The 25,006-nt window shown below is 60.0% G+C and carries 17 protein-coding genes; 9 read left to right on the forward strand and 8 right to left on the reverse strand.

The window, feature by feature from the left end; translation table 11 throughout:
• Positions 1 to 88: 88 nt before the first annotated feature.
• Entirely contained in the window at positions 89 to 1,693 is a 1,605-nt protein-coding gene (locus FHL16_RS26655; protein WP_010458780.1) for a carboxyl transferase domain-containing protein, read from the reverse strand.
• Positions 1,694 to 1,798: 105 nt separating this feature from the next.
• Positions 1,799 to 2,962 carry an isovaleryl-CoA dehydrogenase gene (locus tag FHL16_RS26660; RefSeq protein ID WP_077749759.1) on the reverse strand — a complete coding sequence of 388 codons (1,164 nt, stop codon included), beginning with the start codon at positions 2,960 to 2,962 and terminating at the stop codon, positions 1,799 to 1,801.
• Between the two features lie 293 nt (positions 2,963 to 3,255).
• On the opposite strand from FHL16_RS26660, the gene FHL16_RS26665 reads away from it, so the two are divergent.
• Complete coding sequence (locus FHL16_RS26665; RefSeq protein ID WP_077749760.1) at positions 3,256 to 4,953, forward strand: AMP-binding protein; 1,698 nt, start codon at positions 3,256 to 3,258, stop codon at positions 4,951 to 4,953.
• Positions 4,954 to 5,562: 609 nt separating this feature from the next.
• Here FHL16_RS26665 and FHL16_RS26670 read toward each other — a convergent pair.
• From FHL16_RS26670 to FHL16_RS26680, 3 genes are all read right to left on the reverse strand, one after another.
• Complete coding sequence (locus tag FHL16_RS26670) at positions 5,563 to 6,462, reverse strand: hydroxymethylglutaryl-CoA lyase (RefSeq protein ID WP_077749761.1); 900 nt, start codon at positions 6,460 to 6,462, stop codon at positions 5,563 to 5,565.
• A gap of 149 nt (positions 6,463 to 6,611) precedes the next feature.
• Positions 6,612 to 7,013 (reverse strand): MerR family transcriptional regulator, encoded by a 402-nt coding sequence (locus FHL16_RS26675; protein ID WP_010458788.1) that lies wholly within the window; start codon positions 7,011 to 7,013, stop codon positions 6,612 to 6,614.
• Between the two features lie 203 nt (positions 7,014 to 7,216).
• On the reverse strand, positions 7,217 to 8,146 hold the full coding sequence (locus FHL16_RS26680; RefSeq protein ID WP_008148497.1) for a LysR family transcriptional regulator: 930 nt from the start codon (positions 8,144 to 8,146) through the stop codon (positions 7,217 to 7,219).
• Between the two features lie 153 nt (positions 8,147 to 8,299).
• Between FHL16_RS26680 and FHL16_RS26685 the strand changes: the two genes are divergently transcribed.
• Entirely contained in the window at positions 8,300 to 9,529 is a 1,230-nt protein-coding gene (locus FHL16_RS26685; RefSeq protein ID WP_077749762.1) for an acyl-CoA dehydrogenase, read from the forward strand.
• A gap of 70 nt (positions 9,530 to 9,599) precedes the next feature.
• Here the strand turns inward: FHL16_RS26685 and FHL16_RS26690 are convergent, their stop codons facing one another.
• From FHL16_RS26690 to xthA, 3 genes are all read right to left on the reverse strand, one after another.
• Entirely contained in the window at positions 9,600 to 10,823 is a 1,224-nt protein-coding gene (locus tag FHL16_RS26690; protein ID WP_077749763.1) for a delta-60 repeat domain-containing protein, read from the reverse strand.
• Positions 10,824 to 10,963: 140 nt separating this feature from the next.
• On the reverse strand, positions 10,964 to 12,304 hold the full coding sequence (locus FHL16_RS26695; protein WP_077749764.1) for a substrate-binding domain-containing protein: 1,341 nt from the start codon (positions 12,302 to 12,304) through the stop codon (positions 10,964 to 10,966).
• Positions 12,305 to 12,497: 193 nt separating this feature from the next.
• Entirely contained in the window at positions 12,498 to 13,310 is an 813-nt protein-coding gene (gene xthA, locus FHL16_RS26700; protein WP_010458795.1) for an exodeoxyribonuclease III, read from the reverse strand.
• A gap of 331 nt (positions 13,311 to 13,641) precedes the next feature.
• On the opposite strand from xthA, the gene FHL16_RS26705 reads away from it, so the two are divergent.
• The 7 genes from FHL16_RS26705 (at position 13,642) to FHL16_RS26740 (ending at position 24,889) form a co-directional block, all read left to right on the forward strand.
• The gene (locus FHL16_RS26705) at positions 13,642 to 14,292 is read left to right on the forward strand and encodes a GNAT family N-acetyltransferase (RefSeq protein ID WP_010458800.1); all 651 of its coding nucleotides are present in this window, start codon (positions 13,642 to 13,644) and stop codon (positions 14,290 to 14,292) included.
• 76 nt (positions 14,293 to 14,368) lie between these two features.
• Positions 14,369 to 16,096, forward strand: coding sequence for an autotransporter assembly complex protein TamA (locus FHL16_RS26710; protein WP_077749765.1), 1,728 nt, complete (start codon positions 14,369 to 14,371; stop codon positions 16,094 to 16,096).
• Complete coding sequence (locus FHL16_RS26715) at positions 16,093 to 19,761, forward strand: translocation/assembly module TamB domain-containing protein (RefSeq protein ID WP_077749766.1); 3,669 nt, start codon at positions 16,093 to 16,095, stop codon at positions 19,759 to 19,761. The genes FHL16_RS26710 and FHL16_RS26715 overlap by 4 nt, the downstream gene beginning before the upstream one ends.
• 249 nt (positions 19,762 to 20,010) lie before the next feature.
• Entirely contained in the window at positions 20,011 to 20,484 is a 474-nt protein-coding gene (locus tag FHL16_RS26720; protein ID WP_010458806.1) for a MarR family winged helix-turn-helix transcriptional regulator, read from the forward strand.
• Positions 20,481 to 21,950, forward strand: coding sequence for an efflux transporter outer membrane subunit (locus tag FHL16_RS26725; protein ID WP_077749767.1), 1,470 nt, complete (start codon positions 20,481 to 20,483; stop codon positions 21,948 to 21,950). Before FHL16_RS26720 ends, FHL16_RS26725 begins: the two co-directional genes overlap by 4 nt.
• A gap of 15 nt (positions 21,951 to 21,965) precedes the next feature.
• Positions 21,966 to 23,168: an HlyD family secretion protein gene (locus FHL16_RS26730; protein WP_077749768.1), complete on the forward strand. Its 1,203-nt coding sequence runs from the start codon at positions 21,966 to 21,968 to the stop codon at positions 23,166 to 23,168.
• A 191-nt stretch (positions 23,169 to 23,359) separates the two neighbouring features.
• On the forward strand, positions 23,360 to 24,889 hold the full coding sequence (locus FHL16_RS26740; RefSeq protein WP_077749769.1) for a DHA2 family efflux MFS transporter permease subunit: 1,530 nt from the start codon (positions 23,360 to 23,362) through the stop codon (positions 24,887 to 24,889).
• Positions 24,890 to 25,006 lie beyond the last annotated feature (117 nt).

The following is a 25,006-nucleotide window of genomic DNA, read 5'->3' on the forward strand; positions in this document are numbered from 1 at the left end:
GGCTTGCCCGCGAAGGTGGTTTGTCAGTCACATCGATGCTGGATGTGCCAATGCCTTCGCGGGTAAGCCTCGCCCCTACAGGGTCGGATCACATCCGGAACACGCCGAAGCGGCTCGGTTCGATTGGCGCGTTCAGCGACGCGGACAAGGCCAGGGCCAGCACGTCGCGGGTCTGCGCCGGGTCGATGACGCCGTCGTCCCACAGCCGTGCGCTGGAGTAATAAGGGTGGCCCTGTTCTTCGTATTGATCGAGGATCGGTTGCTTGATCTCGGCTTCCTGCTCGGCGCTGAAACCCTGGCCACTGCGCTCGGCCTGCTCGCGCTTGACCTGCACCAATACGCCAGCCGCTTGCTCGGCGCCCATCACGCCGATGCGCGCGTTCGGCCACATCCACAGGAAGCGCGGATCGTACGCGCGCCCGCACATGCCATAGTTACCGGCGCCAAAACTGCCGCCGATGATCACGGTGAATTTCGGCACCTTGGCACACGCCACGGCGGTCACCAGTTTTGCGCCGTGCTTGGCGATGCCGCCGGCCTCGTATTTCTGGCCGACCATGAAGCCGGTGATGTTTTGCAGGAACAGCAAAGGAATGCCGCGCTGGCAAGCCAGTTCGATAAAGTGCGCGCCTTTCTGCGCGGCTTCGGCGAACAGGATGCCGTTGTTGGCGAGGATCGCGATAGGGTAACCGTGCAGATGCGCGAAGCCGCACACCAGCGTGGTCCCGAACAGCGCCTTGAATTCGTCGAACACCGAACCGTCGACCAGTCGCGAGATCACCTCGCGCACATCGAACGGTTGCTTGGCGTCGGCCGACACCACGCCGTACAGCTCATCGCTGGCGTAGAGCGGGGCGATGGGTGTGCGCTGCTGCAGTTCGCCGAGCTTGCGCCAGTTGAGGTTGGCGACGCTGCGCCGCGCAATGGCCAGCGCGTGTTCATCGCTCTCGGCGTAGTGGTCGGCGACACCGGAAATCTTGCAATGCACATCAGCCCCGCCGAGGTCTTCGGCGCTGACCACTTCGCCGGTCGCGGCTTTCACCAACGGCGGACCGGCGAGGAAAATGGTGGCCTGCTGGCGCACCATGATCGCTTCGTCAGCCATCGCTGGCACATAAGCACCACCCGCGGTGCAGGAGCCCATGACCACGGCAATTTGCGGGATGCCCATGGCGCTCATGTTGGCCTGGTTGAAGAAGATCCGTCCGAAGTGCTCGCGGTCTGGAAACACTTCATCCTGACGCGGCAGGTTGGCGCCGCCCGAATCCACCAGATAGATGCACGGCAGGCGATTCTGCTGGGCGATGGTCTGGGCACGCAGGTGTTTTTTCACCGTCAGCGGGTAATACGAGCCACCTTTCACTGTGGCGTCGTTGGCGACGATCATGCACTCGACGCCTTCGACACGGCCGATCCCGGCAATCACGCCCGCCGCCGGAACGTCTTCGCCGTAGACCGCGTAGGCCGCCAGTTGGCTGATCTCTAAAAACGGTGAGCCCGGATCGAGCAGGCGATTGATCCGTTCACGCGGCAGCAATTTGCCCCGCGAGGTGTGACGTTCTTGCGCCTTCGGACCGCCACCTTGCTGCACTTGGGCGAGCAGGGTGTGCAGGGCGTCGACCTGTTTGAGCATCGCCGCGCTGTTGGCCGCGAACTCCGCCGAACGGGGGTTGAGCTGGGTATGCAGAATCATGGGGCTACTCCGTAGCAGCTTCGAGTTGCAAGCGACAAGCTACAAGTTGAAGCAAGAGCACGGTCCTCTTGCAGCTTGAAACTTGCCGCCTGCCGCTGACGAAATTTATTTCGTTTCGTTGAACAGTTCGCGACCGATCAGCATGCGACGGATCTCACTGGTGCCAGCGCCGATTTCGTACAGCTTGGCGTCACGCAGCAGACGACCGGCCGGGAATTCGTTGATGTAGCCGTTGCCGCCAAGAATCTGGATCGCGTCGAGGGCCATTTGCGTGGCGCGTTCGGCGCTGTAGAGGATCACGCCGGCGGCGTCCTTGCGGGTGGTTTCGCCACGCTCGCAGGCTTGGGCCACGGCATACAGATAAGCGCGGCTGGCATTGAGTTGGGTATACATGTCGGCGACTTTGCCCTGGATCAGCTGGAACTCACCGATGCTTTGGCCGAACTGCTTGCGGTCGTGGATGTAGGGAACGATCAGGTCCATGCAGGCCTGCATGATCCCGGTCGGGCCGCCGGACAGCACGACGCGTTCGTAGTCGAGGCCGCTCATCAGCACTTTCACGCCGCCGTTGAGCACGCCGAGGATGTTTTCTTCCGGCACTTCGACGTCATCGAAGAACAGCTCGCAGGTGTTGGAACCGCGCATGCCGAGCTTGTCGAATTTATTGCTGCGGCTGAAGCCTTTCGAATCACGTTCGACGATGAACGCGGTAATGCCGTGGGGGCCTTTTTCCAGGTCGGTCTTGGCGTAGATCACGTAGGTGTTGGCGTCGGGGCCGTTGGTGATCCAGGTCTTGCTGCCGTTGAGCACGTAGTGATCGCCACGCTTGTCGGCACGCAGCTTCATCGACACCACGTCGGAACCGGCATTCGGTTCGCTCATGGCCAGGGCGCCAATGTGTTCGCCGCTGATCAGCTTCGGCAGGTACTTGGTTTTCTGTTCGTGATTGCCGTTGCGGTTGATCTGGTTGACGCAGAGGTTGGAGTGCGCGCCGTAGGACAAGGCGACTGACGCCGAGCCGCGACTGATTTCTTCCATGGCGACCACGTGGGCCAGGTAGCCCAGGCCGGCACCGCCATATTCTTCCGCGACGGTAATGCCCAGCAGGCCCATGTCGCCGAATTTGCGCCACAGGTCAGCCGGGAACAGGTTGTCGATGTCGATCTGAGCGGCGCGCGGGGCGATCTCTTTGGCGACGAAGGACTGAACCTGATCGCGCAGCATGTCGATGGTTTCACCGAGGGCAAAGTTCAGGGATGGGTAGCTCATGGGTCACCTTTTGGCTTTTTTGTCGGTTGGTGAGGCCGTCAATTGGCTCTCACCTTTACGTTAACGTAAGCCTGTGACGAATGGCTGTCAATCACCCTTTACGTTAACGTCAACTTGAGCGACAGTAGGGCCAGTTCAAGATCGAACAGCGGCAAATCCTGTAGGAGCGAGGCGTGCTCGCGAAAGCGTCAGATCAGTCGACATCAGTGTTGAATGTACTGGCCTCTTCGCGAGCACGCTTCGCTCCTACAGGTTGGGTCGCCCACCCGCAAATAAAGACAATAGGGGTCGTCATGGATCAACCCAGTGCAAGCCCGCAGCGCAGCTATACCCGTGGTTCCCAGGAAAAAGTCTTACTGGCGATGACCATCGGTCAAGCATTCGACAACACCGTCGCGCAGTACCCGGCCGGGGAGGCGCTGGTCGTGCGCCATCAACAGTTGCGCTACACCTGGCAGCAATTGGCCGAGGCTGTCGACCTGCACGCCAGAGCTCTGTTGGCGCTCGGCTTGCAGACCGGTGACCGCCTCGGTATCTGGGCACCGAATTGCGCGCAGTGGTGCATCAGCCAATTTGCCAGCGCGAAAATCGGTGTGATCCTGGTCAACATCAACCCGGCCTACCGCAGCTCCGAACTTGAATACGTGTTGAAGCAATCCGGCTGCCAATGGCTGGTCTGCGCCGGTGCGTTCAAGACCTCCGACTACCACGGGATGCTGCAGGGCCTGGTGCCTGAGCTGGCGGAGCAATCCATCGGAAAGCTGCACAGCGAACGCCTGCCAGACTTGCGCGGCGTCATCAGTCTGGATGCACAACCCCCGTCGGGCTTCCTGCCGTGGTCGCAACTGGGCGATCTCGCCGCCAGCGTGTCCGCCGAACACTTGCGTGAGCGCCAGGACAGCCTGCATTTCGATCAGGCGGTGAACATCCAGTACACCTCCGGCACCACCGGTTTCCCGAAAGGCGCGACCCTCAGTCACTACAATATTCTCAACAACGGGTACATGGTCGGCGAAAGCCTCGGGCTGACGGCCCATGACCGCCTGGTGATCCCGGTGCCGTTGTATCACTGCTTCGGCATGGTCATGGGCAATCTCGGCTGCATCACCCACGGCAGCACCATGATCTACCCCAACGATGCGTTCGACCCGCTGCTGACCCTGACCACGGTGGCCGAAGAAAAAGCCACCGCACTCTACGGCGTGCCGACCATGTTCATCGCCATGCTCGATCACCCGCAACGTGCCGACTTCGATCTGTCGAGCCTGCGCACCGGGATCATGGCCGGGGCGACCTGTCCGATCGAGGTCATGCGCCGGGTCATCAATGAAATGCACATGAGCGAAGTGCAGATTGCCTACGGCATGACGGAAACCAGCCCCGTGTCGTTGCAGACCGGTCCATCGGACGAGTTGGAACTGCGCGTCACCACCGTCGGCCGGACTCAGCCGCAGCTGGAAAGCAAGATCATCGACGAGGCCGGCAACCTGGTGCCGCGTGGCACCATCGGCGAACTCTGCACCCGCGGTTACAGCGTGATGCTCGGTTACTGGAACAACCCGCAAGGCACCGCTGAAGCCATCGATCAGGCGGGCTGGATGCACACCGGCGACCTGGCGAGCATGAATGATGAGGGTTACGTGTGCATAGCCGGGCGCAACAAGGACATGATCATCCGCGGCGGTGAGAATGTTTACCCCCGTGAGCTGGAAGAGTTCTTTTTCACCCATCCGGCGGTGGCGGACGTGCAAGTGATCGGGATTCCGTGTTCGCGCTATGGCGAAGAGATTGTCGCCTGGATCAAATTCCACCCGGGCCACAGTGCGACAGAACAAGAGCTGCAAGCGTGGTGCAAGGAACGCATCGCGCACTTCAAGACGCCGCGTTACTTCAAGTTCGTGGAAGAGTTTCCGATGACCGTGACCGGCAAGATCCAGAAATTCCGGATGCGCGAGATCAGTATCGAGGAATTGCGCGAAAAGCAGGTCTGACAAATTCGCCCTTGTGGGAGCCAGCAGGCTGGCTCCCACAAGGGCGGTGGTGAATCCTGGATTGCAGAAAGCACAAAGGGGAGCCGAAGCTCCCCTTTAATTTTCGTCGCACGTGCTCTTTTTTTATTATTGAGGGGCGGTCTGTTGTTGTTTTTAGTGACCGTGACCCTTTACCGCTGTTTTTGTCGATCCCCATCCGGGATCAAGAGCAAACGTATTTTTTTGAGCGCTGATCTACTTTTTCGCTGAGCGATCCAACCAGTTCGGGAGCTACCTGAAGGTAGTTTTATTGTTCTCTGCCCGGTTGCGGGTTACTCCGAAAAGCACCCTGAAAAGCACATCCTCTCCAAAAAAATCTGTTAGCTGCGTCTCTGCCGTGTTGTTTTTGTTATGTCAGAGTCGTTACGTCTTATTTTTATTGGGTTTGCCGCTTTTTTTGTTCTTGTTATGCAGTAGAGATAGCAGAAGCCGTGCCAACTTTAAAAAAACCTTACAAATCAACTATTTAACTTTTTGTGAGATTTTTCCTTCGGATGAAACCAGACAATTTGTTTCCGTGTTACTCGCTTGTGCCCCACGTTTCAGGCACAGCGGTAACACCCGCACGCCTCACTGTGCGCTGCGAGCCTTGGCCACGCGCGAACCGGTCGGTCGCCCCAGCACGGAGCAAATCTGCTGGCCGGCCAAAATCAGAGCGTCCAGATCAATGCCGGTCTCAATACCGAGGCCGTTGAGCAGGTAAACCACGTCTTCGGTGGCGACGTTACCGCTGGCGCCCTTGGCGTAAGGGCAGCCGCCGAGACCGGCGATGGAGCTGTCGAACACCGCGATACCCTCCAGCAGGCTGGCATAGATGTTGGCCATGGCCTGGCCATAAGTGTCGTGGAAGTGCCCGGCCAGTTTTTCACGCGGCACTTGGGCCGAAACCACCTCGAACATCTTGCGGGTCGCGCCGGCGGTGCCGGTGCCGATGGTGTCACCCAGGGAGACTTCATAGCAGCCCATCGCGTAAAGCTCGCGGGCGACGTGGGCGACTTGTTCGGGAGCGACGTTACCTTCGTAAGGACAGCCCAGCACGCAGGACACGTAACCACGCACGCTGACGCCGTGTTGCCTGGCCGCATCCATGATCGGCACGAAGCGCGCCAGGCTTTCGCTGATCGAGCAATTGATGTTGCGTTGCGAAAACGCTTCGGAGGCCGCGGCGAACACCGCGACTTCCTTGACCCCGGCCGCGATTGCATCCTCAAACCCGCGCAGGTTGGGGGCGAGTGCGCCATAGGTCACACCCGGTTTGCGCTGGATTTGCGCAAAGACGTCGGCGGAGCCGGCCATTTGCGGCACCCACTTGGGTGAAACGAAACTGCCGACTTCGATATAGCCAAGGCCCGCAGCGGTCAGCGCGTCGACCAGTTGCACCTTGTCCGCAACGCTGATGGGTTGGGCTTCGTTCTGCAGGCCATCACGGGGACCGACTTCGACCAAACGTACATAAGAGGGTAGGGACATGGGAATCGACCTGCTGTAATTGTCTGAATGTTCAGCGAATCCCGTAGGAGCGAAGCTTGCTCGCGAACGCGGTTATGTCATTCAACGTTGGTGTCGACTGATGTGACGCTTTCGCGAGCAAGCTTCGCTCCTACAAGTATCCGGAATGTTTATTGAGCGGGTTGCTGGCTCTTGATCGTCTGCTCCAGCGCCTGGGTGCAGCGCTCCTGCGCGGTGTCCAGTTCCAGTTTCATCTGCTCGATGTCGAGCATCTGCTGCTCCAGCTGTTCGCGGCGCTCGGCGATCTTGCTCAGCATGGTTTGCAGCTGTTTCTGGTTGCCGCCGGTGGGGTCGTAAAGTTCGATCAGCTCGCGGCATTCAGCCAAGGAAAAGCCAATGCGCTTGCCCCGCAGGATCAGCTTCAGACTGACCTTGTCACGGGGCGTATACACACGTTCCTGGCCACGGCGCTCAGGGCTGAGCAGGCCTTGCTCTTCATAGAAGCGAATGGCCCGCGTGGTGATGTCGAGCTCGCGGGCGAGGTCTGAAATGCTATAGGTCTGGCTGCTCATGGAAGCGCTCGAAGAAGGTCATGGCGCTAAGCTAATGGCAGGTTGACGTTTACGTCAAGGGGCGTGAATTGTTGGTGTCCTTGCTGGCCTCTTCGCGAGCAGGCTTGCTCCCACATTGGATCTGCAAGGAACACAAAATCTGTGTGTGCAGAGATCCCTGTGGGAGCGAGGCTTGCCCGCGAACGATAACGCGGTCCAAAGCCTTACACCTTATCGAGCTTCTTCTCATGCGCCGTCACTTGCTGGCACAACTCGATCATCTGTTCGCGCATCCAGCGGTTGGCCGGGTCCTGGTCAGTGCTTTCGTGCCAGTAGAGGTGCGTTTCCACCGGCGGCACGTCGTTGACCGGCAGGTTCACCGAATACAGGTCATGACGACGGGCGAAGCGCTCCGGCACGGTCATGACCATGTCGGTCTGCTGCAACACCTGGGACGCCATCAGATAATGCTGGGAGCGCAGGGCAATCTTGCGCTGGATGCCCATTTTCCCCAGGGCCAGGTCGACGTGACCCAGACCGCTGCGGCGGCTGGAAATATGAATGTGCGTCAGCGACAGATAATCATCGAGGGTGAATTTCTCCTTGCCCGCCAGCGGATGGCCCTTGCGCATGGCGCAGACGTAGCGGTCTTCCATCAACTTGACGTGACGCACCTGCGGGTCAGTGTTGAGTGGCGCATCCACGGCGAAATCGAGACGCCCGGCCGCCAGTTCCTTGGTGGTCTCGCGGCGCTTGGACAGAAAACTTTCGATGATCACCGTCGGCGCCAGCCGGCGCAGGCGCTGGAACAGCGGTGGCAGAATCACCGCTTCGGTCAGGTCGGTCATGCTGATGCGATACGTCTTGACCGCTTGCAGCGGGTTGAAAATCCGGCTTTCCTGCACCGACACCCGCAGCAGGGAGAGCGCGTTACGCACCGGTCCGATGATGTTTTGCGCCATCGGTGTCGGCACCATGCCTTGCGCCGTGCGCACGAACAACGGGTCGTTGAAGGTCTCGCGCAGGCGGGCCAGAGCGTTCGAGACGGCTGGCTGAGTAATGCCGACAATCTGCCCGGCTCGGGTCAAATTGGCTTCGGTGTAGATCGCGTCGAAGACGATGAAAAGGTTGAGGTCGACCTTGCTCAGATTCATTGCGCTGCACTCTTATTGTTGGTTCTCAATCAGCCGATCATATATCGGTGATGAATGTTAATACACGCCGAGAATAGGCTAGGTAAATTATCAACGCTGTTCTAGCATCGATGCATGACCTAAAACAACCTCTGCCCAAGAAGGTAATTGCTCATGGATTTCGCTTATTCGCCCAAGGTTCAGGAACTGCGTGAGCGCGTGACCGCGTTCATGGACACTTACGTTTATCCCGCCGAAGCCGTGTTCGAGCGCCAGGTCGCCGAAGGCGATCGCTGGCAGCCGACCGCGATCATGGAAGAGCTCAAACTCAAGGCCAAGGCCGAAGGGTTGTGGAATCTGTTTCTGCCTGAGTCCGAACTCGGTGCCGGCCTGACCAACCTCGAATACGCGCCATTGGCGGAAATCATGGGCCGCTCGCTGCTCGGTCCTGAGCCCTTCAACTGCTCCGCACCGGACACCGGCAACATGGAAGTGCTGGTGCGTTACGCCAACGAAGAACAGAAACAACGCTGGCTCGAACCGCTGCTGCGCGGCGAGATCCGCTCCGCGTTCGCCATGACCGAACCGGACGTCGCTTCGTCCGACGCCACCAACATGGCTGCCCGCGCTGTGCGTGACGGCGACGAGTGGGTGATCAACGGTAAAAAGTGGTGGACCTCAGGCGCCTGCGACCCGCGCTGCAAGATTCTGATCTTCATGGGCCTGAGCAATCCTGACGCGCCACGCCACGCCCAGCACTCGATGATCCTGGTGCCGGTGGATGCCCCGGGTGTGAAGATCGTTCGTCCGTTGCCGGTGTTCGGCTACGACGACGCGCCTCACGGCCACGCCGAAGTGCTGTTTGAAAACGTTCGCGTGCCGTATGAAAACGTCCTGCTGGGCGAGGGACGCGGCTTCGAAATCGCCCAGGGTCGCCTTGGCCCTGGCCGGATTCACCACTGCATGCGCTCGATCGGCATGGCCGAGCGTGCGCTGGAGTTGATGTGCAAACGTGCAGTGAGCCGCACCGCGTTCGGTAAACCGTTGGCACGCCTGGGCGGCAACATCGACAAGATCGCCGACTCGCGGATGGAAATCGACATGGCACGCCTGCTGACATTGAAAGCGGCGTACATGATGGACACCGTCGGTAACAAGGTGGCGAAGAGCGAGATCGCGCAGATCAAAGTCGTCGCGCCGAACGTGGCCCTGCGGGTGATCGATCGGGCCATCCAGATGCATGGCGGGGCAGGGGTTTCCAACGATTTCCCGCTGGCCTATATGTATGCGATGCAACGCACCCTGCGCCTGGCCGATGGCCCGGACGAAGTGCACCGCGCGGCAATCGGCAAGTTCGAGATCGGCAAGTACGTGCCGAAAGAGATGATGCGTAGCGGGCACTGACGAAGCCTTGGAACGCCAGCAGATTTGGTTTGACTGCTGGCGTCCAAGCTGCGGTCATCGAGAAGTTGTGTCAGCCCTGAACTCCGCAGACTACAGACATTCGCGCATTTTCCCTTATGCCTGCAACGATGATTCTCCCACCGTTCTGGATGGCTACAGAATATGGGATTCCTGGCACGGATGATTTGATCCAGCCAGCGTTACCAAAGCCAGTGTCAAAAGTACCGTCAGACAACAATCGTCCCCAAAACATTGATGAAGGGAACCCGGGCGTCCAGCCTGCCACGACGATTTTTTTGTCGCTGGGCTGAATCGACAGTGCTCTCCAGCTCGCGTTTTGATGACCTAGCGCCGTAAGTACTTCATGACCTCCGTTAAATGTTGGGTCGGGCTTGCCGTTTGCGTCAAATCGCATCACCAGGGCATCGGAATGCCCCGTCATACCCACGCAAAGCAATTTACCGTCATCCTGAACGATCAACTCCCCCAACTCGTGTCGGCCATCTACTGGGCCCAACCACACGTAACCATCGTCGCCAAAACTCTTGTCGAGCGCTCCATCAATGTCAAACCGCGCCAACACAATTCGGGAGACGGAAGCGCTCACCGTGACGTAATTACCCCCAACAACGATCTTGCTGTCTGGTTGCACAACCACGTTAATCATTCGACTAAGGTGCTCGCCGAAGCTGACCTCGACTTTCCCTTGCTCGCCAAATTCGAGATCAGTCCCATCACTTCCATCGCCCAGGCCATCCTTTTTCAGTCGTGTCAGTTGACCCAAATTGCCGATACCCATTGCATCCGTCTTTTGGGTCAGGATGAGGATTTTGCCGTCGTGCTGCAGGCATCCCTCAGTCGAATCGTAATTTGAGGAAAACGCAGGAGAGGGCAACTGTATGGTGCCGAAAACAAGATCAGGGCTCCCACTATCATTCAGTCGTAAGACTGCCGGTGCTCCTGGTTTTCCTTGCTCAGTAAGAATATCGCCGATGACCAGAATCTTGCGCTCTTGAAGTATCAGTCGGCAGGGTTTGGATCTTCTGCCACTCTCAAATTGTCCTGTCACAATACCGTCGGTACCAAATGTAGTATCTCGATCGCCGTCGACGTGGTTCCTATGGATTTGAAATTCTCCGCCGTTCTCGATGGCGTAAGTCAGCATTCCGTTGTCCGATGAGACAATCGAATGAGCAATGGCGTTTGCAGGGCCAGTCACCGTGCCTAGAAAGCCGAAGGTTTCATCCCGGTCGCCAGATTTGAGTGGTGTTGGAGTTTGCGGGTCGGTTGGCATGTCATTATTCCTTTCAGGTGATAGACCCTCAACAAGGGGGTCACCATTCAGCAATAACTTTCGATAAAAAAAACCTGTAAGAAATGTCAGTATTAGTGTCTTTTCAGGCCAATTTAGTGACGAGGAAAAGCCTGCCCGCTTCAGTAAACCCAAACCTCTACCCGCCGATTCTTGATCCGCCCCTCATCCGCGCTATTCGCCGCCACCGGCATTTCGGCGCCAAAGCCGCGAATCTCGCGAAACACCACGCCGCTTTTCACCAGTTCCCGCCGCACCGCCATGGCCCGCAGTTTCGATAACAGATCGGCACGCGCCGGATCGCTCTTGGCATCACCAAATCCCACCAGCGTCACCTGCCGATTGGTTTTATCGTGCTGCTTTATATAGTCGAGCACCCGCGACAAGTCTTGTCGGGCCTTGTTGTCCAGCGTCGCGCTGCCTTCCTCGAAACGGAAATTCACCGACAGCCGCTGGGCGTGGCGACTTAGCGCCTGATATCCCTCGGGCATCAGTGCATTCGGCGTAACCGTCATGGCCTGGACGGTCTGCGCGATAAAACCATTGGCTGCGACGATTTCCTGCCCTTTGCTGCTTTGCGCGAACGCCACCAGCGCTTGTGCCCAAGGATTTTTCCCGGTGGGCGGCAGGTAAAAGAACAGTCGCCGGGACAGCGGATAGTCTTCCGTGGCAATAAGGTTGTTGAGCGGCAGCATGGCCTGGGATTGGCCATCGGCAATCGCCACGGCTTTGGCCTGGCGCACGTAGGGCAAACCGATAAAACCGATGCCTTGCCGATCCAGACTGACGGCGTCGGACAATTGCTCGCTGGATTCGAAGCGTTTCGCGGCGCTGTTGAGCGTTTTCCCGCGGCGGCTGAGGACCAATTCCTTGAAGGTGTCGTAGGTGCCCGATTGGTCATCCCGCGCATACAGGTGAATTGTCCCGCCGCTGCCACCGAGCTCTTCCCATGTTTTTGCCTCACCGCTGAAAATTCGCGCCAATTGGTCGGTGCTGAGCTGGTTCAGCGGATTTTGCGGATGGAGGATGATCGCCAGGCCATCGATGGCGATGACTTGCTCGGCGCCGGGGCTTTTGAAGTCGCCCAGGGTTTTGAGCTCGACTCGTTCGCTGTCCTTGATCGGGCGTGACGAGGCGGCGAGGTCGGCGGATGCTGTTTTGAGGGTGCTGAACCCGGTGCTGGAACCATGAGCAGCGACGTCCACTATCACCCGTCGTCCCTGAACCGTTTCGCCGACGATACGTTGTTCGTTGGCTTTGTCCGGGACTTCACTGCGGACCTTGAGCAAGCCTTGTTCGCGCATCAGTCCTTCGACCAGCGCCGGCCCCAACGCGGCGCCAATGGTGTTGGAACCCTGGATGCGCAGGACGGGGCTGTTTTCGGGCGTCGGCAGATCGCCCGCTGAGGTGGTGAAGGGCAAACAGGCACACAGCATCAACAGGAACGATCTGCACAGCGTCATGCCGGCACCTTGTTTGGCCAAAGGAAGTGCCGGGAGAATAAGTCAGTGAGATTTCTAAAAGATGACAGTCACTAGATGTGGGAGCGAGCCTGCTCGCGATGAGGGCTTAACAGTCAACACTTGTATTGAATGTAAGTCCGCTATCGCGAGCAGGCTCGTTCCCACAATTTGATCTGTGTAAAGCCTGGGGGAATCAGCTCAACTCAAGCCAGATCGGCGCATGATCCGATGGTTTTTCCATCCCACGCAGTTCGTAGTCCACTCCCGCATCCTTGACGCGCGGCAACAACCCATGGGACGCCATGATCAGGTCAATCCGCAGCCCGCGCTTGGGTTCGTCTTCAAAACCGCGGCTGCGGTAGTCGAACCAGCTGAAACGGTCGGCCACGTCCGGGTTCAAGTGACGGAAACTGTCGACCAGGCCCCAGTTCTTCAAGCGGGCCATCCACTCGCGTTCTTCCGGCAGGAAGCTGCATTTTCCGGTTTTCAGCCAGCGTTTCATGTTGTCCGGGCCGATGCCGATGTCGCAGTCTTCCGGAGAAATGTTCACGTCGCCCATCACCACCACCGGCTGTTCATTGCTGAACTGGCTTTCCAGCAACTGCTGCAGGTCGCCGTAGAAACGCTCCTTGGCCGGGAACTTGGTCGGGTGATCGCGGCTTTCGCCCTGTGGGAAATAGCCGTTCATGATGGTCACCGGCACGCCATTGGCGTCGGCGAACGTGCCCCAGATGAAGCGTCGTTGGGCCTCTTCGTCGTCGGTGGCGAAGCCTTTATGCAGGGCAATCGGTTCTTTACGCGAGAGCAGGGCGACGCCGTAATGGCCTTTCTGCCCGTGGAAATACACGTGATAACCCAGCGCCTGTACCTCGGCCAACGGGAACTGGTCGTCGTGAACCTTGGTTTCCTGCAGCCCGATCACGTCCGGCTGGTGCTTGTCGATCAGCGCCGCCAGCTGATGCGGGCGAGCGCGCAGCCCGTTGATGTTGAAGGAGACGATCTTCATGGTCGGCAGTCCTGGCAAAAGGGCGATGCTAGCTGACCTGTGGGAATCGGGCCAGTGTTGGGGTGAGGGGATTCACTGTGTTCTGTCAGATCTGTATTGGCAGTCAGGGCCTCATCGCGGGCAAGCCACGCTCCTGCAAGGTTTCGAGCGGACACAGATTTTGTGTACGCCACAGAACCTGTGGGCGCGTGGCTTGCCCGCGATGAGGCCCGTCCAGTCGATGAAGAGCCCGCCTTGGTCTATACCTGTGGGGGAACTGTATTGCCACCCAAAGGCTCGTACCAATAAGAGCGCCGCCATTTTGAGCAGCGCCCCGGGGAGATCTACCGTTATGCCCGAAACCTCGACCGCCATTGCCGATATCCACATGCTCGACAGCGGCTATGCCCACGAAGCGCGCTCCCTGCTTTACCACGCTTACCGGCACGAACCGACCTTCGGCTATTTGTTCGAGGCCGAACGTCCCGGCTATGAGCATCGTGTGCGAGCGACCGTGCGGGAACTGGTCAAACAACACTTTCTTCAGGATCTGCCGGCCATTGGCCTGCTGGTCAACGACCGCCTGATCGGCATCGCCCTGATCGCTCCACCGCAACGTCGATTGGGCATCACCGAAAGCTGGGCCTGGCGCCTGCGCATGGTGCTCAGCGCCGGTTTCCGTTGTACCCGTCGTTACCTCGATTACCACGCTGCCGTTGCCGCTTGTGTGCCGTCCGACTCGGTGCATGTCCTGCCGTTGCTGGGGATTCACCCGCAGTTCCAGGGCAAACACTTCGGCGAGCAACTGCTGCAAGCGGTGCATAACTGGTGTGCCGTGGATGAAACCTCCCAGGGTGTGATTCTGGACACCGGGAATCCTCGTTATCTGGAGTTCTATAAGCGTCAGGGCTACGAGGAAATCGGCGAGGTAGCGGTAGGACCGATCCGCGAACACGTATTTTTCCACGCCAATCCCCAGGTGTTACAAACAGCAACGGCATAAACGTAAACTTTCGGTAGAACTTTCACTGCATGCCAGGCTCTATCACGCTCCCAAGCTCGTGATAGCATCCGCGCCTATGAAGTTTCCAGGAAGAATTACCAGTGGCGTGCTGATGCTGTTCACCAGCTGCGCGGCACTGGCGCAAAGTGAATTGGATGTGCGGATCAAACCGTCCAACGATGAACTGAAAGCCAATATAGAGGGCTATATCGGCAGCCTCGGCGATCGTGACGAAGAAGCCTTGCTGCGCTTCAGTCGTGGCGCCGAGGAACAGGCGCGCAAGGCCGCCCAGGCGTTGGGGTATTACCAGCCGCAGATCGACAGCGACGTGAAGGGCGGCGAGACGCCGCGCCTGATCCTCAACATCGATCCTGGCGAGCCGGTGCATTTGCGCAATGTCACGATTCGCGTCGACGGCCCGGCGGCCTCGCTCAAATCCTTTCGTGTCCCCAAAAGCGCTGCGCTGAAAACCGGCGCGGTGCTGAACCATGGCCGTTATGAAGACGCCAAGAAACTGATCCAGAATCAGGCCTCGCGTTATGGTTTCTTCAGCGGCCACTTCACGCATCAGACGTTGTCGGTGGACCCACGCGCCGGTGTCGCCGACATCGACCTCGTCTATGACAGCGGCCCGCGTTATGCCCTGGGCAAGGTCAGTTTCGAGGGAGACACGCCGTTCGACGAAGACTTGTTGCGGCGCATGGTGCCGTTCAAGGAAGGCGCACCCTATGACTCTGAACTGATCGCCGAACTCAATCAGGCGATGCAATCGAGCGGCTATTTCGAAAGCGTGCGGGTGGACGCGGCGCCGACGGCGTCCAAGAACGATGTGATCCCGGTCGACGTCAAGCTCGAAACCCGCAAACCACGGACCATGGGCCTGGGGCTGGGTTATTCCACCGACGTCGGTCCCCGGGTCAAGGCCAACTGGACCCGGCACTGGGTCAACCCGCAAGGGCACAGCTATGGCTGGGAGACCGAAATATCGGCGCCACGGCAGAACGTCGGGGTGTTCTACGACATTCCCCTGGACCCGCCGCTGACCGACAAATTGCGTTTTGCCGGCGGTTATCAAAACGAAGAAATCGCCGACAAGGACTCCCTGAGCAAACTCCTGACGGTTGGCCCCGAATGGCACAGCAAGTTGCCCAGTGGCTGGCAGCGGGTGGTCTCGCTCAAGTGGCAACGAGAGGAATACCGGCTCGGCGATGACTCCGGACTCAGTACCCTGCTGATGCCCGGCGTCAGTTATTCCTACCTGAAAAGCGACAACCGCATCGACCCGCACAATGGCTATCGCCTGGAATTCGAGAGCAAAGTGGCGAAGGAAGGCTTGGGGTCCGACAACAACCTGATCTACGGCACGGCGCTGGTCAAAGGCTTGACCACGGTCTTCGACAAGCACCGTTTCCTCGGTCGGGTGCAGGTCGGCGGCAGCGCCACCAACGGCTACAAATCGATACCGCCGTCGTTGCGCTTTTTTGCCGGTGGCGATCAGAGCGTGCGCGGCTACGACTATCAAAGCCTGTCCCCGGAAAACTCTGACGGCGACCGCATCGGTGGCCGCTACATGATCACCGGCAGCGTCGAATATCAGTACTCCGTCGCCGAAAAATGGCGGGTCGCGACCTTCGTTGACCAGGGCAACTCCTTCAATACACTCGAACTGCCGAACCTCAAGACCGGCGTGGGCATCGGCGTGCGCTGGGTTTCCCCGGTGGGGCCGATTCGTCTCGACCTGGCCCACGCGATGGACGACGACGGCGGCATTCGACTGCACTTTTCCATGGGGCCCGAGCTGTGAAGCGTGGTTTGAAAATAACGCTGCTGGCGATTCCGGCGCTGCTGATGCTGGTCGTTCTGGCCGTGACCACGGTGCTGGGCACTGCGGCGGGCAGTCGCTGGGCGCTCGGCTGGGTGCCGGGCCTGACCGTGGAGAATTTCCAGGGCCGATTGGGCGGGCAGTGGAGTGCCGATCATCTGGTGTGGCAGCAGGACACCCGTCGGGTTGAGCTGAGCAAACCGATCTTCGCCTGGTCGCCGTTGTGCCTGATGCGCATGGCCTTGTGCATCGAGCAATTGAAGGCCGATCAGGTCAGCCTGCAATTCCCGCCGGGCAACGAAGAAGACAGCGGCGGGCCAATCACGCTCCCGGATCTGGATTTGCCCCTGGCGATCGAATTGGGTGATGTGCAAGTTGGCAGTCTGCTGTTCAACGGCAGCGAAGAACTCAAAGGCCTGCAACTGGCCGCGCACTGGACGGTGCAAGGCTTGCAGATCGACTCGGTGAAGTTGCAGCGTGACGAACTCAGCCTGAACCTGTCCGGCCTGCTGCAACCCAGCGGCAACTGGCCGCTCAAGGCTGAAGGTACGTTGACCCTGCCGGCCCCCGAGCCTTGGAGCCTGGCGTTGAAGGTGGACGGCGACCTGCTGAAAACCCTGAATCTTAAAGCCGACAGCAGCGGTTACTTGAATGGCCAACTGACCGGCGAGCTGCAACCGCTGGTCGACAACCTTCCGGCCAAAGTACGGATCACCGCCGACGGCTTCAAACCCAGCGCCGACCTGCCGGACACCTTGCAACTCAATCAACTCGAGCTTACCGGTGACGGCGACCTGAAAAACGGTTACCAGTTGCTCGGCAAAGCCACGCTGCCCGCTGAAAAAGGCCCGGTGGCGCTGGTGCTGCAAGGCAAGGTCGATGCCAGCGGCGCGCAGATTGCTGCCCTCGACCTGACGGCCAACGACAAGCAATCACTCAAGCTCACCGGCAAACTCGACTGGAGCAAAGGCCTGAGCGCCGATGCGAAGATCGACTGGCTGGATTTCCCGTGGCACCGTCTCTATCCGCTGATCGACGAGCCAGAAGTGGCGTTGCGCCGCTTCAACGGTGAAGTCTCCTACACCGACGGAAAATACATCGGTCACTTCAAATCGGCCCTCGATGGCCCGGCAGGTGCGTTCAGCCTCGAAAGCCCGTTCAGCGGCGACCTGACGAAAATCTATCTGCAACAGATTCAACTCGAAGCCGGGCAGGGCAAAGCCATCGGGCATCTGAACCTGCAGTTTGCCGATGGCATCGGCTGGGACACCGCGCTCGATCTGTCGGCGATCAACCCGGCGTATTGGGTCGCGGAGTTACCGGGGACGCTGGCCGGGCCGTTGCGTAGCAAAGGCGAGATGAAGAATGAAAAACTCAGCCTGGACGCCGACCTCGACCTCAAAGGCAAACTGCGCGGCCAACCGGCGGTGATCCAGGCCAAGGCCGACGGCGGCGGTGAACAATGGAACCTCAACGCGCTGCAAATCCGCCTCGGTGACAACAGCATCACCGGCAAGGGCAGTCTGCAACAGAAGCTCGCCGGGCAGATCGACATCAAGCTGCCACGTCTGGCCCAACTCTGGCCGCAACTGCGCGGAAAGCTCAACGGGCGCATTGATGTCGCCGGCACGCTCAAGGCACCGCAAGGCAAGCTCGGGCTGCAAGGCACGCAGCTGGCTTTCGAAGACAATCGCCTGCAAAGCCTGAACCTGGACGCGACCCTCGATGGCGCGCAGCGGGCGAAAATCGACCTCAAAGGCAGCGGCATCCAGGCCGGCGACACCTCGCTGGGCACGCTGACCGCCAGCGGCCAGGGCGATATCAAAAACCAGAAACTCGCCCTCGACCTGCAAGGGCCGAAGCTGAAACTGGCGCTCGGCCTGGACGGTAATCTGGACCAGGGCAACTGGCGCGGACGCCTGGCCAGCGGTGATATCCAGGCCGGCGGTCAGGACTGGAAGCTGCAAGGCCCGGCGAAGCTTGAACGGCTGGCGGACGGCAAGATCAACTTCGGCGCCCATTGCTGGATGTCCGGCCCGGCCAGTCTGTGTGGCGAAGACCAGCGCCTGATGCCGGAACCGAAGCTGCGTTATCACCTCAAGCAATTCCCGATCGAAAGCCTCGCGCAATGGTTGCCGAAAGATTTCGCCTGGAAGGGCCGGCTCAATGCCGACCTGCAACTGGACCTGCCGGCCAGCGGCCCAAACGGCCAGATCAGCGTCGATGCCAGCGGCGGTACGTTGCGCATCAAGGAAAAGGATCAGTGGCTGGACTTCCCGTACCAGACCCTGAAGCTCACCAGCAAACTCACGCCCAAACGCATCGACACCGACCTCAATTTCGTCGGCGGCAAGCTCGGCGAACTGAGGGTGCAGGCGCAGATCAACCCGCTGCCGAAAAACAAACCGCTCACCGGCTCGTTCCGTCTCAGTGGCCTGGATCTGTCGGTGGCGCGGCCATTTGTGCCAATGGTCGAGAAACTCACCGGGCGCTTGAACGGCAGTGGCACGCTGTCCGGTGATCTGCTGGCGCCGCAGATGAACGGCAATCTGTTGCTCAGCGATGGCGAAGTGTCCGGGCCTGAATTGCCGATGGAGTTGCAGGGCTTGCAGCTTCAAGCGCAGATCGCCGGCGAAACGGTGCAGTTGAACGGCGGCTGGAAAAGCGGCAAGGCCGGGCAGGGCAGTCTCAACGGCCACATCGCCTGGGGCCAGGCGCTGGTGGTGGACCTGACGCTCAAGGGCTCACAGTTGCCCGTCACCGTCGAACCGTATGCCAAGCTGGAAGTGGCGCCGGACCTGAAGATCTCGATAAAAGACGAGCAACTGGCGATCGCCGGCAAAGTGCGGGTGCCCAAGGGCGAAATCACCGTGCGCGAGTTGCCGCCGTCGACGGTCAAGGTTTCCGATGACACGGTGATCGTCGGCCAGCAGACCGAAGAGGGCAAACCGCCGCTGGCCATGAAAATGGACATCGACGTGGTGGTGGGTGAGGACAAACTCAGCTTCGCCGGGTTTGGCCTGACCGCCAACCTGCAAGGGCATGTGCACATTGGCGACAACATGGACACCCGAGGCGAACTCTGGCTCAACGACGGGCGTTACCGGGCGTACGGACAGCGGCTGACGGTGCGCCGTGCGCGGCTGCTGTTCGCCGGCCCGATTGACCAGCCGTACCTGGACATCGAAGCCATTCGCCGGACCGACGACGTGATCGCCGGTATTCGCCTCAGCGGCAGCGCCGAACAACCGACCACGCAGATCTTCTCAGAGCCGGCCATGAGTCAGGAGCAGGCGTTGTCCTATCTGGTGCTGGGGCGTCCGCTAAGCACCAACGGTGAAGACAACAACATGCTGGCCCAGGCTGCGCTCGGGTTGGGGTTGATGGGCAGTTCGGGAGTGACCGGCAAACTGGCCAACGACCTGGGGATTCAGGATTTCCAGCTCGACACCCAGGGCAGCGGCAATACCACCAGCGTCGTGGCCAGCGGCAATATCTCCGAGAAGCTCAGCCTGCGTTATGGCGTGGGCGTGTTCGAGCCGGCCAACACCATTGCCTTGCGCTACAAACTGAGCAAAAAGGTCTACCTCGAAGCCGCCGGCGGCGTGGCCAGTTCGCTGGACATCTTCTACAAGCGGGATTTCTAAAACCCCGTCTTCTCCCAAACCGAGTCGCTGCCATCGCGAGCAGGCTCGCTCCCACAGAGATCACACCGAACTCTGTGGGAGCGAGCCTGCTCGCGATGGGCGCGCTGCGGTCATCGATCCGAAGCAATTTTTTTCGTAAGCCATTTATCGACTAAATAGAAAGCTTCCTAACTATTACGTTGACATTCGCTGCCTAGGCAGTAACATCTCGTCATACATTCTCTGCCTAGGCAGCTAATTGGTGGCCAGATGAAACACTTCACCCCAGACGAATTCCACACGTGCCATCTCGGCCTCCTGCTCGGGCGCGCTGCGCTGCTCAAGGACCGGATCATCGACACGCACATGGAGCCCCACGGCATCACCGCCGCGCAGTTCAAAGTGCTGATCATCATGGCCCAGTTCGGCGTCGATACCCCGGCCGAGCTGTGCCGTCACCTGTCGCTGGACAGCGGTTCGATGACTCGCATGCTCGACCGTCTGGAACAGAAAGGTTTTCTCGCCCGCCAACGTTCCGAAGCGGATCGCCGTCAGGTGCAACTGGTGCTCACCGAGCAAGGCCAGCAATTGACCGACCGTCTGCCGGAGATCGGCGCCGACGCCATGAATGAACTGGCCGGCGCGATCACCCCGGATGAGCTGAAAACCCTGGAGCAGATCCTCAAAAAAATCCTTGTGGCAGCCGGTGACTCGATCACCTTGCTGCGGGTAGGTGACAAATGAGCAGTAAAACGCTGCGTGCCGGCCTGAGCCTGGTGCTGGCGGCCATGACCCTGGCCGGTTGCGCCAGTTACAGCGGCCTGAACACCGAAGGCGTCAGCCTTGATGCGAAAAACCTCAAGGCCGGGCAATCCCTCAGCGGCGTGACTCTGTCGCCCGCGGCCTGGCCGAAAAGCGACTGGTGGAAAAGCCTCGGTGATCCACAGCTCAATGGCCTGATCCGCGAAGCCCTGCACGACAGCCCCGACATGCAGATCGCCGACGCCCGCGCCCACCAGGCCAGCGCCGCCGCGTATGCCGCCGATGCCGCGCGGATGCCGACCCTCGATGCCAGCGCCGGAGTCAGCCGTTCGCGCCTGGCACGAGATCAAGACCCGAGCGGGCAGGGCGGTACGTATTCCACCGTGCGCAACATCGGCGCCAGTTTCAATTACAACTTCGACCTCTGGGGCGGTCAGCGGGATGCCTGGGAAGCTGCATTGGGCGAGGCCCGTGCGGCCGAAGTCGATCAGCAGGCCGCGCAATTGACCTTGTCCGCCGATGTCGCCCGCGCCTATAGCGACTTGGGGCAGGCGCACATCGTCTATGACTTGGCCAATGAAGACCTCAAGCGCACCAAACAAATGCTTGAACTGAGCCAGCGCCGCCTGAGCTCGGGGATCGACAGCCAATACCAGTTCCAGCAAACCGAAAGCCTGGAAGCCAGCTCCGAAGCGAGCCTGATCGACGCCGAAAAACGCCTGCAAAGCGCGAAAATCGCCTTGGCCGTGCTGCTCGGCAAAGGCCCGGATCGCGGCAATGAAATCGCCCGGCCGAAGATCCTGCAAGCCAGCGCCGTGGCATTGCCATCGGTATTGCCCGCCGAGTTGCTCGGTCGTCGTCCAGACCTGGTCGCCGCGCGCTGGCGGGTCGAGGCCGCGAGCAAGAACATCGCCGCCGGCAAGACCCAGTTCTACCCCAACCTCAACCTGAGCGCCGCGGCCGGTGCCGAGTCGTTGTTGGGGGATGCGATGTTTGGTTCGGCCAGCCGTTTCTTTAACGTTGCGCCGACTATCTCTGTGCCGATTTTCGACGGCGGCCGCTTGCGTGCCGACCTCGATTCCCGCGACGCCGATTACGACCTCGCGGTGGCGCAGTACAACAAAAGCCTGGTGAAAGCCTTGGGTGATGTCAGTGACACCATCAACCAGTTGCGCGACATCGGCCGGCAGATCGGGGCGCAGCAACACGCCACCGACATTGCCCAGGATTCATACAACACCGTGGTCCAGCGGTACGGTTCCGGCATCGGTAACTACCTGGACGTGCTCAGCATCGAGCAGCAATTGCTCCAGGCCCAGCGCCAGCTGGCCAACCTGAATGCCGAGCAGATCGACCTGTCGATCCAACTGATGCAGGCGCTGGGCGGCGGCTTCCAGGGCGAAACCCTGACCGCAGCCAACGCACTCCCAGCCACGCAGCACAATTAATTCAAGGTATTGGTCATGGCCACTGCAGAACACACACAAACCCCTGACAACGCTCCTGACACCAGCAACCCGCGCAAACGCAAAGTCATGCTGGTGGTGCTCGCGATCGTGGTGATCCTCGCCGGTGTCGCCGTCTGGGGTTATCACGAATTCTACGGGCGCTGGAATGAAAGCACCGACGACGCCTATGTGAACGGCAACGTGGTGGAAATCACCCCGCTGGTCACCGGCACTGTGGTCAGTATTGGCGCGGATGATGGCGACCTGGTCCATGAAGGCCAGGTGCTGATCAATTTCGACCCGAACGACGCCCAGGTCGGTCTGCAAAGTGCCCAGGCCAACCTGGCCCGCACCGTGCGTCAGGTGCGCGGTTTGTACAGCAACGTCGACGGCATGAAAGCCCAGGTCAACGCCCAGCAGGCGGAAGTGCAGAAGGCTCAGGACAACTTCAATCGCCGGAAAAACCTCGCCGCTGGCGGGGCGATTTCCCAGGAAGAGCTGTCCCACGCTCGCGACGACCTGACCTCTGCGCAAAACGCCCTGGCCAACGCCAGGCAGCAACTGAAAACCACCAGCGCCTTAGTGGATGACACCGTGGTCTCGTCGCACCCGGACGTGATGGCGGCGGCCGCGCAATTGCGTCAGGCCTACTTGAACAATTCCCGCAGCACCTTGATCGCGCCGGTCACCGGGTACGTGGCCAAACGCTCGGTACAACTGGGCCAGCGCGTCCAGCCGGGCACGGCGCTGATGGCGGTCATTCCGCTGGATCAGCTGTGGATCGACGCCAACTTCAAGGAAACCCAGCTGCGTGACATGCGCATCGGCCAACCGGTGGATATCGAAGCCGACCTCTACGGCAGCGACGTGAAGTTCAGCGGCACCATCGACAGCCTCGGCGCCGGTACCGGCAGCGCGTTTGCCTTGCTGCCGGCGCAGAACGCCACCGGTAACTGGATCAAGATCGTGCAGCGGGTGCCGGTGCGGATTCACATCAACGCCGAAGAACTGGCCAAGCATCCATTGCGGGTCGGTCTGTCGACTCAGGTCGATGTGAACCTGCGCGATCAGAGCGGCCCGGTGCTGGCGCAACAGCCGCCGCAAAAGGCGTCCTTCAGCACCAACGTCTACGACCGTCAGTTGGCCGAGGCCGACGCGATGATCACTCAGTTGATCCACGACAACAGCGCTGCGGCCAGTAAAACCGTCCAGCGCTGATACCTCCCCTGTGGGAGCGAGCTTTGTGGCGAGGGAGCTTGCTCCCGCTGGGTCGCGAAGCGGCCCCAAAAGCTCTGCGACTGCTTCGCAGCCGAGCGGGAGCAAGCTCCCTCGCCACAAAAGCTCGCTCCTACAGGTTCAGCGGCACCCTCTGAAAGGCGCCGCGCCTGCCCAGCTTCAAGGGATTCACGATGAGCAATAACGCGTCTTTCACGCCGCCCAGCCTGCTGCTCAGCACCATCGGCCTGTCGCTGGCGACTTTCATGCAGGTGCTCGACACCACCATCGCCAACGTTGCGCTGCCGACGATTTCCGGCAACCTGGGCGTGAGTTCGGAGCAGGGCACCTGGGTGATCACTTCGTTTGCGGTGAGCAATGCGATTGCGCTGCCGCTGACCGGCTGGCTCAGCCGCCGGTTTGGTGAGGTGAAGCTGTTTCTCTGGGCGACCATTCTGTTTGTGCTGGCCTCGTTTCTCTGCGGTATCTCGACCTCGATGCCCGAGCTGATTGGCTTCCGGGTGCTGCAAGGCCTGGTCGCCGGTCCGTTGTACCCGATGACCCAGACGCTGCTGATCGCGGTCTATCCGCCGGCCAGGCGCGGCATGGCCCTGGCATTGCTGGCGATGGTCACGGTGGTGGCGCCGATTGCCGGCCCGATCCTCGGCGGGTGGATTACCGACAGTTACAGCTGGCCGTGGATCTTCTTTATCAACGTGCCGATTGGCATTTTCGCGGTGATGGTGGTGCGCCAGCAACTTAAGGCGCGTCCGGTGGAAACCAGCCGCCAGCCGATGGACTACGTCGGGCTGATCACCTTGATCATCGGCGTCGGGGCGTTGCAGGTGATCCTCGACAAGGGCAATGATCTGGACTGGTTCGAGTCGAACTTCATCCTCATCGGCGCGGCGATTTCCGTGGTCGCACTGGCGGTGTTCGTGATCTGGGAAATGACCGACAAGCACCCGGTGGTCAATCTGCGGCTGTTTGCGTATCGCAACTTCCGAATCGGCACCATCGTGTTGGTGTTGGGTTACGCCGGGTTCTTTGGTATCAACCTGATCCTGCCGCAATGGCTGCAAACCCAGATGGGCTACACGGCAACGTGGGCGGGGCTGGCGGTGGCGCCAATCGGGATTCTGCCGGTGTTGATGTCACCGTTTGTCGGCAAGTACGCGCACAAGTTCGACCTGCGGCTGCTGGCCGGACTGGCGTTCCTGGCGATTGGCCTGAGCTGCTTCATGCGCGCCGGGTTTACCAACGAAGTGGACTTCCAGCACATCGCGCTGGTGCAATTGTTCATGGGCATTGGCGTGGCGCTGTTCTTCATGCCGACGTTGAGCATTCTGATGTCCGACTTGCCACCGAGCCAGATCGCCGATGGCGCGGGCCTGGCAACGTTCCTGCGGACCTTGGGCGGCAGTTTTGCGGCGTCGCTGACCACGTGGATCTGGATTCGTCGGGCGGATCAGCATCATGCCTATATGAGCGAAAGCATCAGCACTTATGAGCCGGCGACCCGCGAGGCACTGAATGCCCTGGGCGGGCCGAGCAACCCGGCGTACGCGCAGCTGGATCATGTGCTGACCAGTCAGGCGTACATGCTCTCCACCGTGGATTACTTCACGTTGCTGGGTTGGGCATTCATGGGCTTGATCGTGATTGTGTGGCTGGCAAAACCGCCGTTTGCGGCGAAGGCGGGGCCGGCGGCCTCCGGCCACTAAGCCAAACACAAACCCTGTAGGAGCGAGCCTGCTCGCGAAAGCGTCCTGTCAGTCAACATCTATATCAACTGACACACCGCCTTCGCGAGCAGGCTCGCTCCCACAGGGTATGGTCGG

Source organism: Pseudomonas sp. FSL W5-0299 (assembly GCF_005930655.1).
Lineage (GTDB): Bacteria > Pseudomonadota > Gammaproteobacteria > Pseudomonadales > Pseudomonadaceae > Aquipseudomonas > Aquipseudomonas mandelii.

Coding starts and splice junctions, on each gene's coding strand:
- FHL16_RS26655 (WP_010458780.1), bottom strand. CDS start 1,693: ATGATTCTGCATACCCAGCTCAACCCCCGTTCGGCGGAGTTCGCGGCC.
- FHL16_RS26660 (WP_077749759.1), bottom strand. CDS start 2,962: ATGAGCTACCCATCCCTGAACTTTGCCCTCGGTGAAACCATCGACATG.
- FHL16_RS26665 (WP_077749760.1), top strand. CDS start 3,256: ATGGATCAACCCAGTGCAAGCCCGCAGCGCAGCTATACCCGTGGTTCC.
- FHL16_RS26670 (WP_077749761.1), bottom strand. CDS start 6,462: ATGTCCCTACCCTCTTATGTACGTTTGGTCGAAGTCGGTCCCCGTGAT.
- FHL16_RS26675 (WP_010458788.1), bottom strand. CDS start 7,013: ATGAGCAGCCAGACCTATAGCATTTCAGACCTCGCCCGCGAGCTCGAC.
- FHL16_RS26680 (WP_008148497.1), bottom strand. CDS start 8,146: ATGAATCTGAGCAAGGTCGACCTCAACCTTTTCATCGTCTTCGACGCG.
- FHL16_RS26685 (WP_077749762.1), top strand. CDS start 8,300: ATGGATTTCGCTTATTCGCCCAAGGTTCAGGAACTGCGTGAGCGCGTG.
- FHL16_RS26690 (WP_077749763.1), bottom strand. CDS start 10,823: ATGCCAACCGACCCGCAAACTCCAACACCACTCAAATCTGGCGACCGG.
- FHL16_RS26695 (WP_077749764.1), bottom strand. CDS start 12,304: ATGACGCTGTGCAGATCGTTCCTGTTGATGCTGTGTGCCTGTTTGCCC.
- xthA (WP_010458795.1), bottom strand. CDS start 13,310: ATGAAGATCGTCTCCTTCAACATCAACGGGCTGCGCGCTCGCCCGCAT.
- FHL16_RS26705 (WP_010458800.1), top strand. CDS start 13,642: ATGCCCGAAACCTCGACCGCCATTGCCGATATCCACATGCTCGACAGC.
- FHL16_RS26710 (WP_077749765.1), top strand. CDS start 14,369: ATGAAGTTTCCAGGAAGAATTACCAGTGGCGTGCTGATGCTGTTCACC.
- FHL16_RS26720 (WP_010458806.1), top strand. CDS start 20,011: ATGAAACACTTCACCCCAGACGAATTCCACACGTGCCATCTCGGCCTC.
- FHL16_RS26725 (WP_077749767.1), top strand. CDS start 20,481: ATGAGCAGTAAAACGCTGCGTGCCGGCCTGAGCCTGGTGCTGGCGGCC.
- FHL16_RS26730 (WP_077749768.1), top strand. CDS start 21,966: ATGGCCACTGCAGAACACACACAAACCCCTGACAACGCTCCTGACACC.
- FHL16_RS26740 (WP_077749769.1), top strand. CDS start 23,360: ATGAGCAATAACGCGTCTTTCACGCCGCCCAGCCTGCTGCTCAGCACC.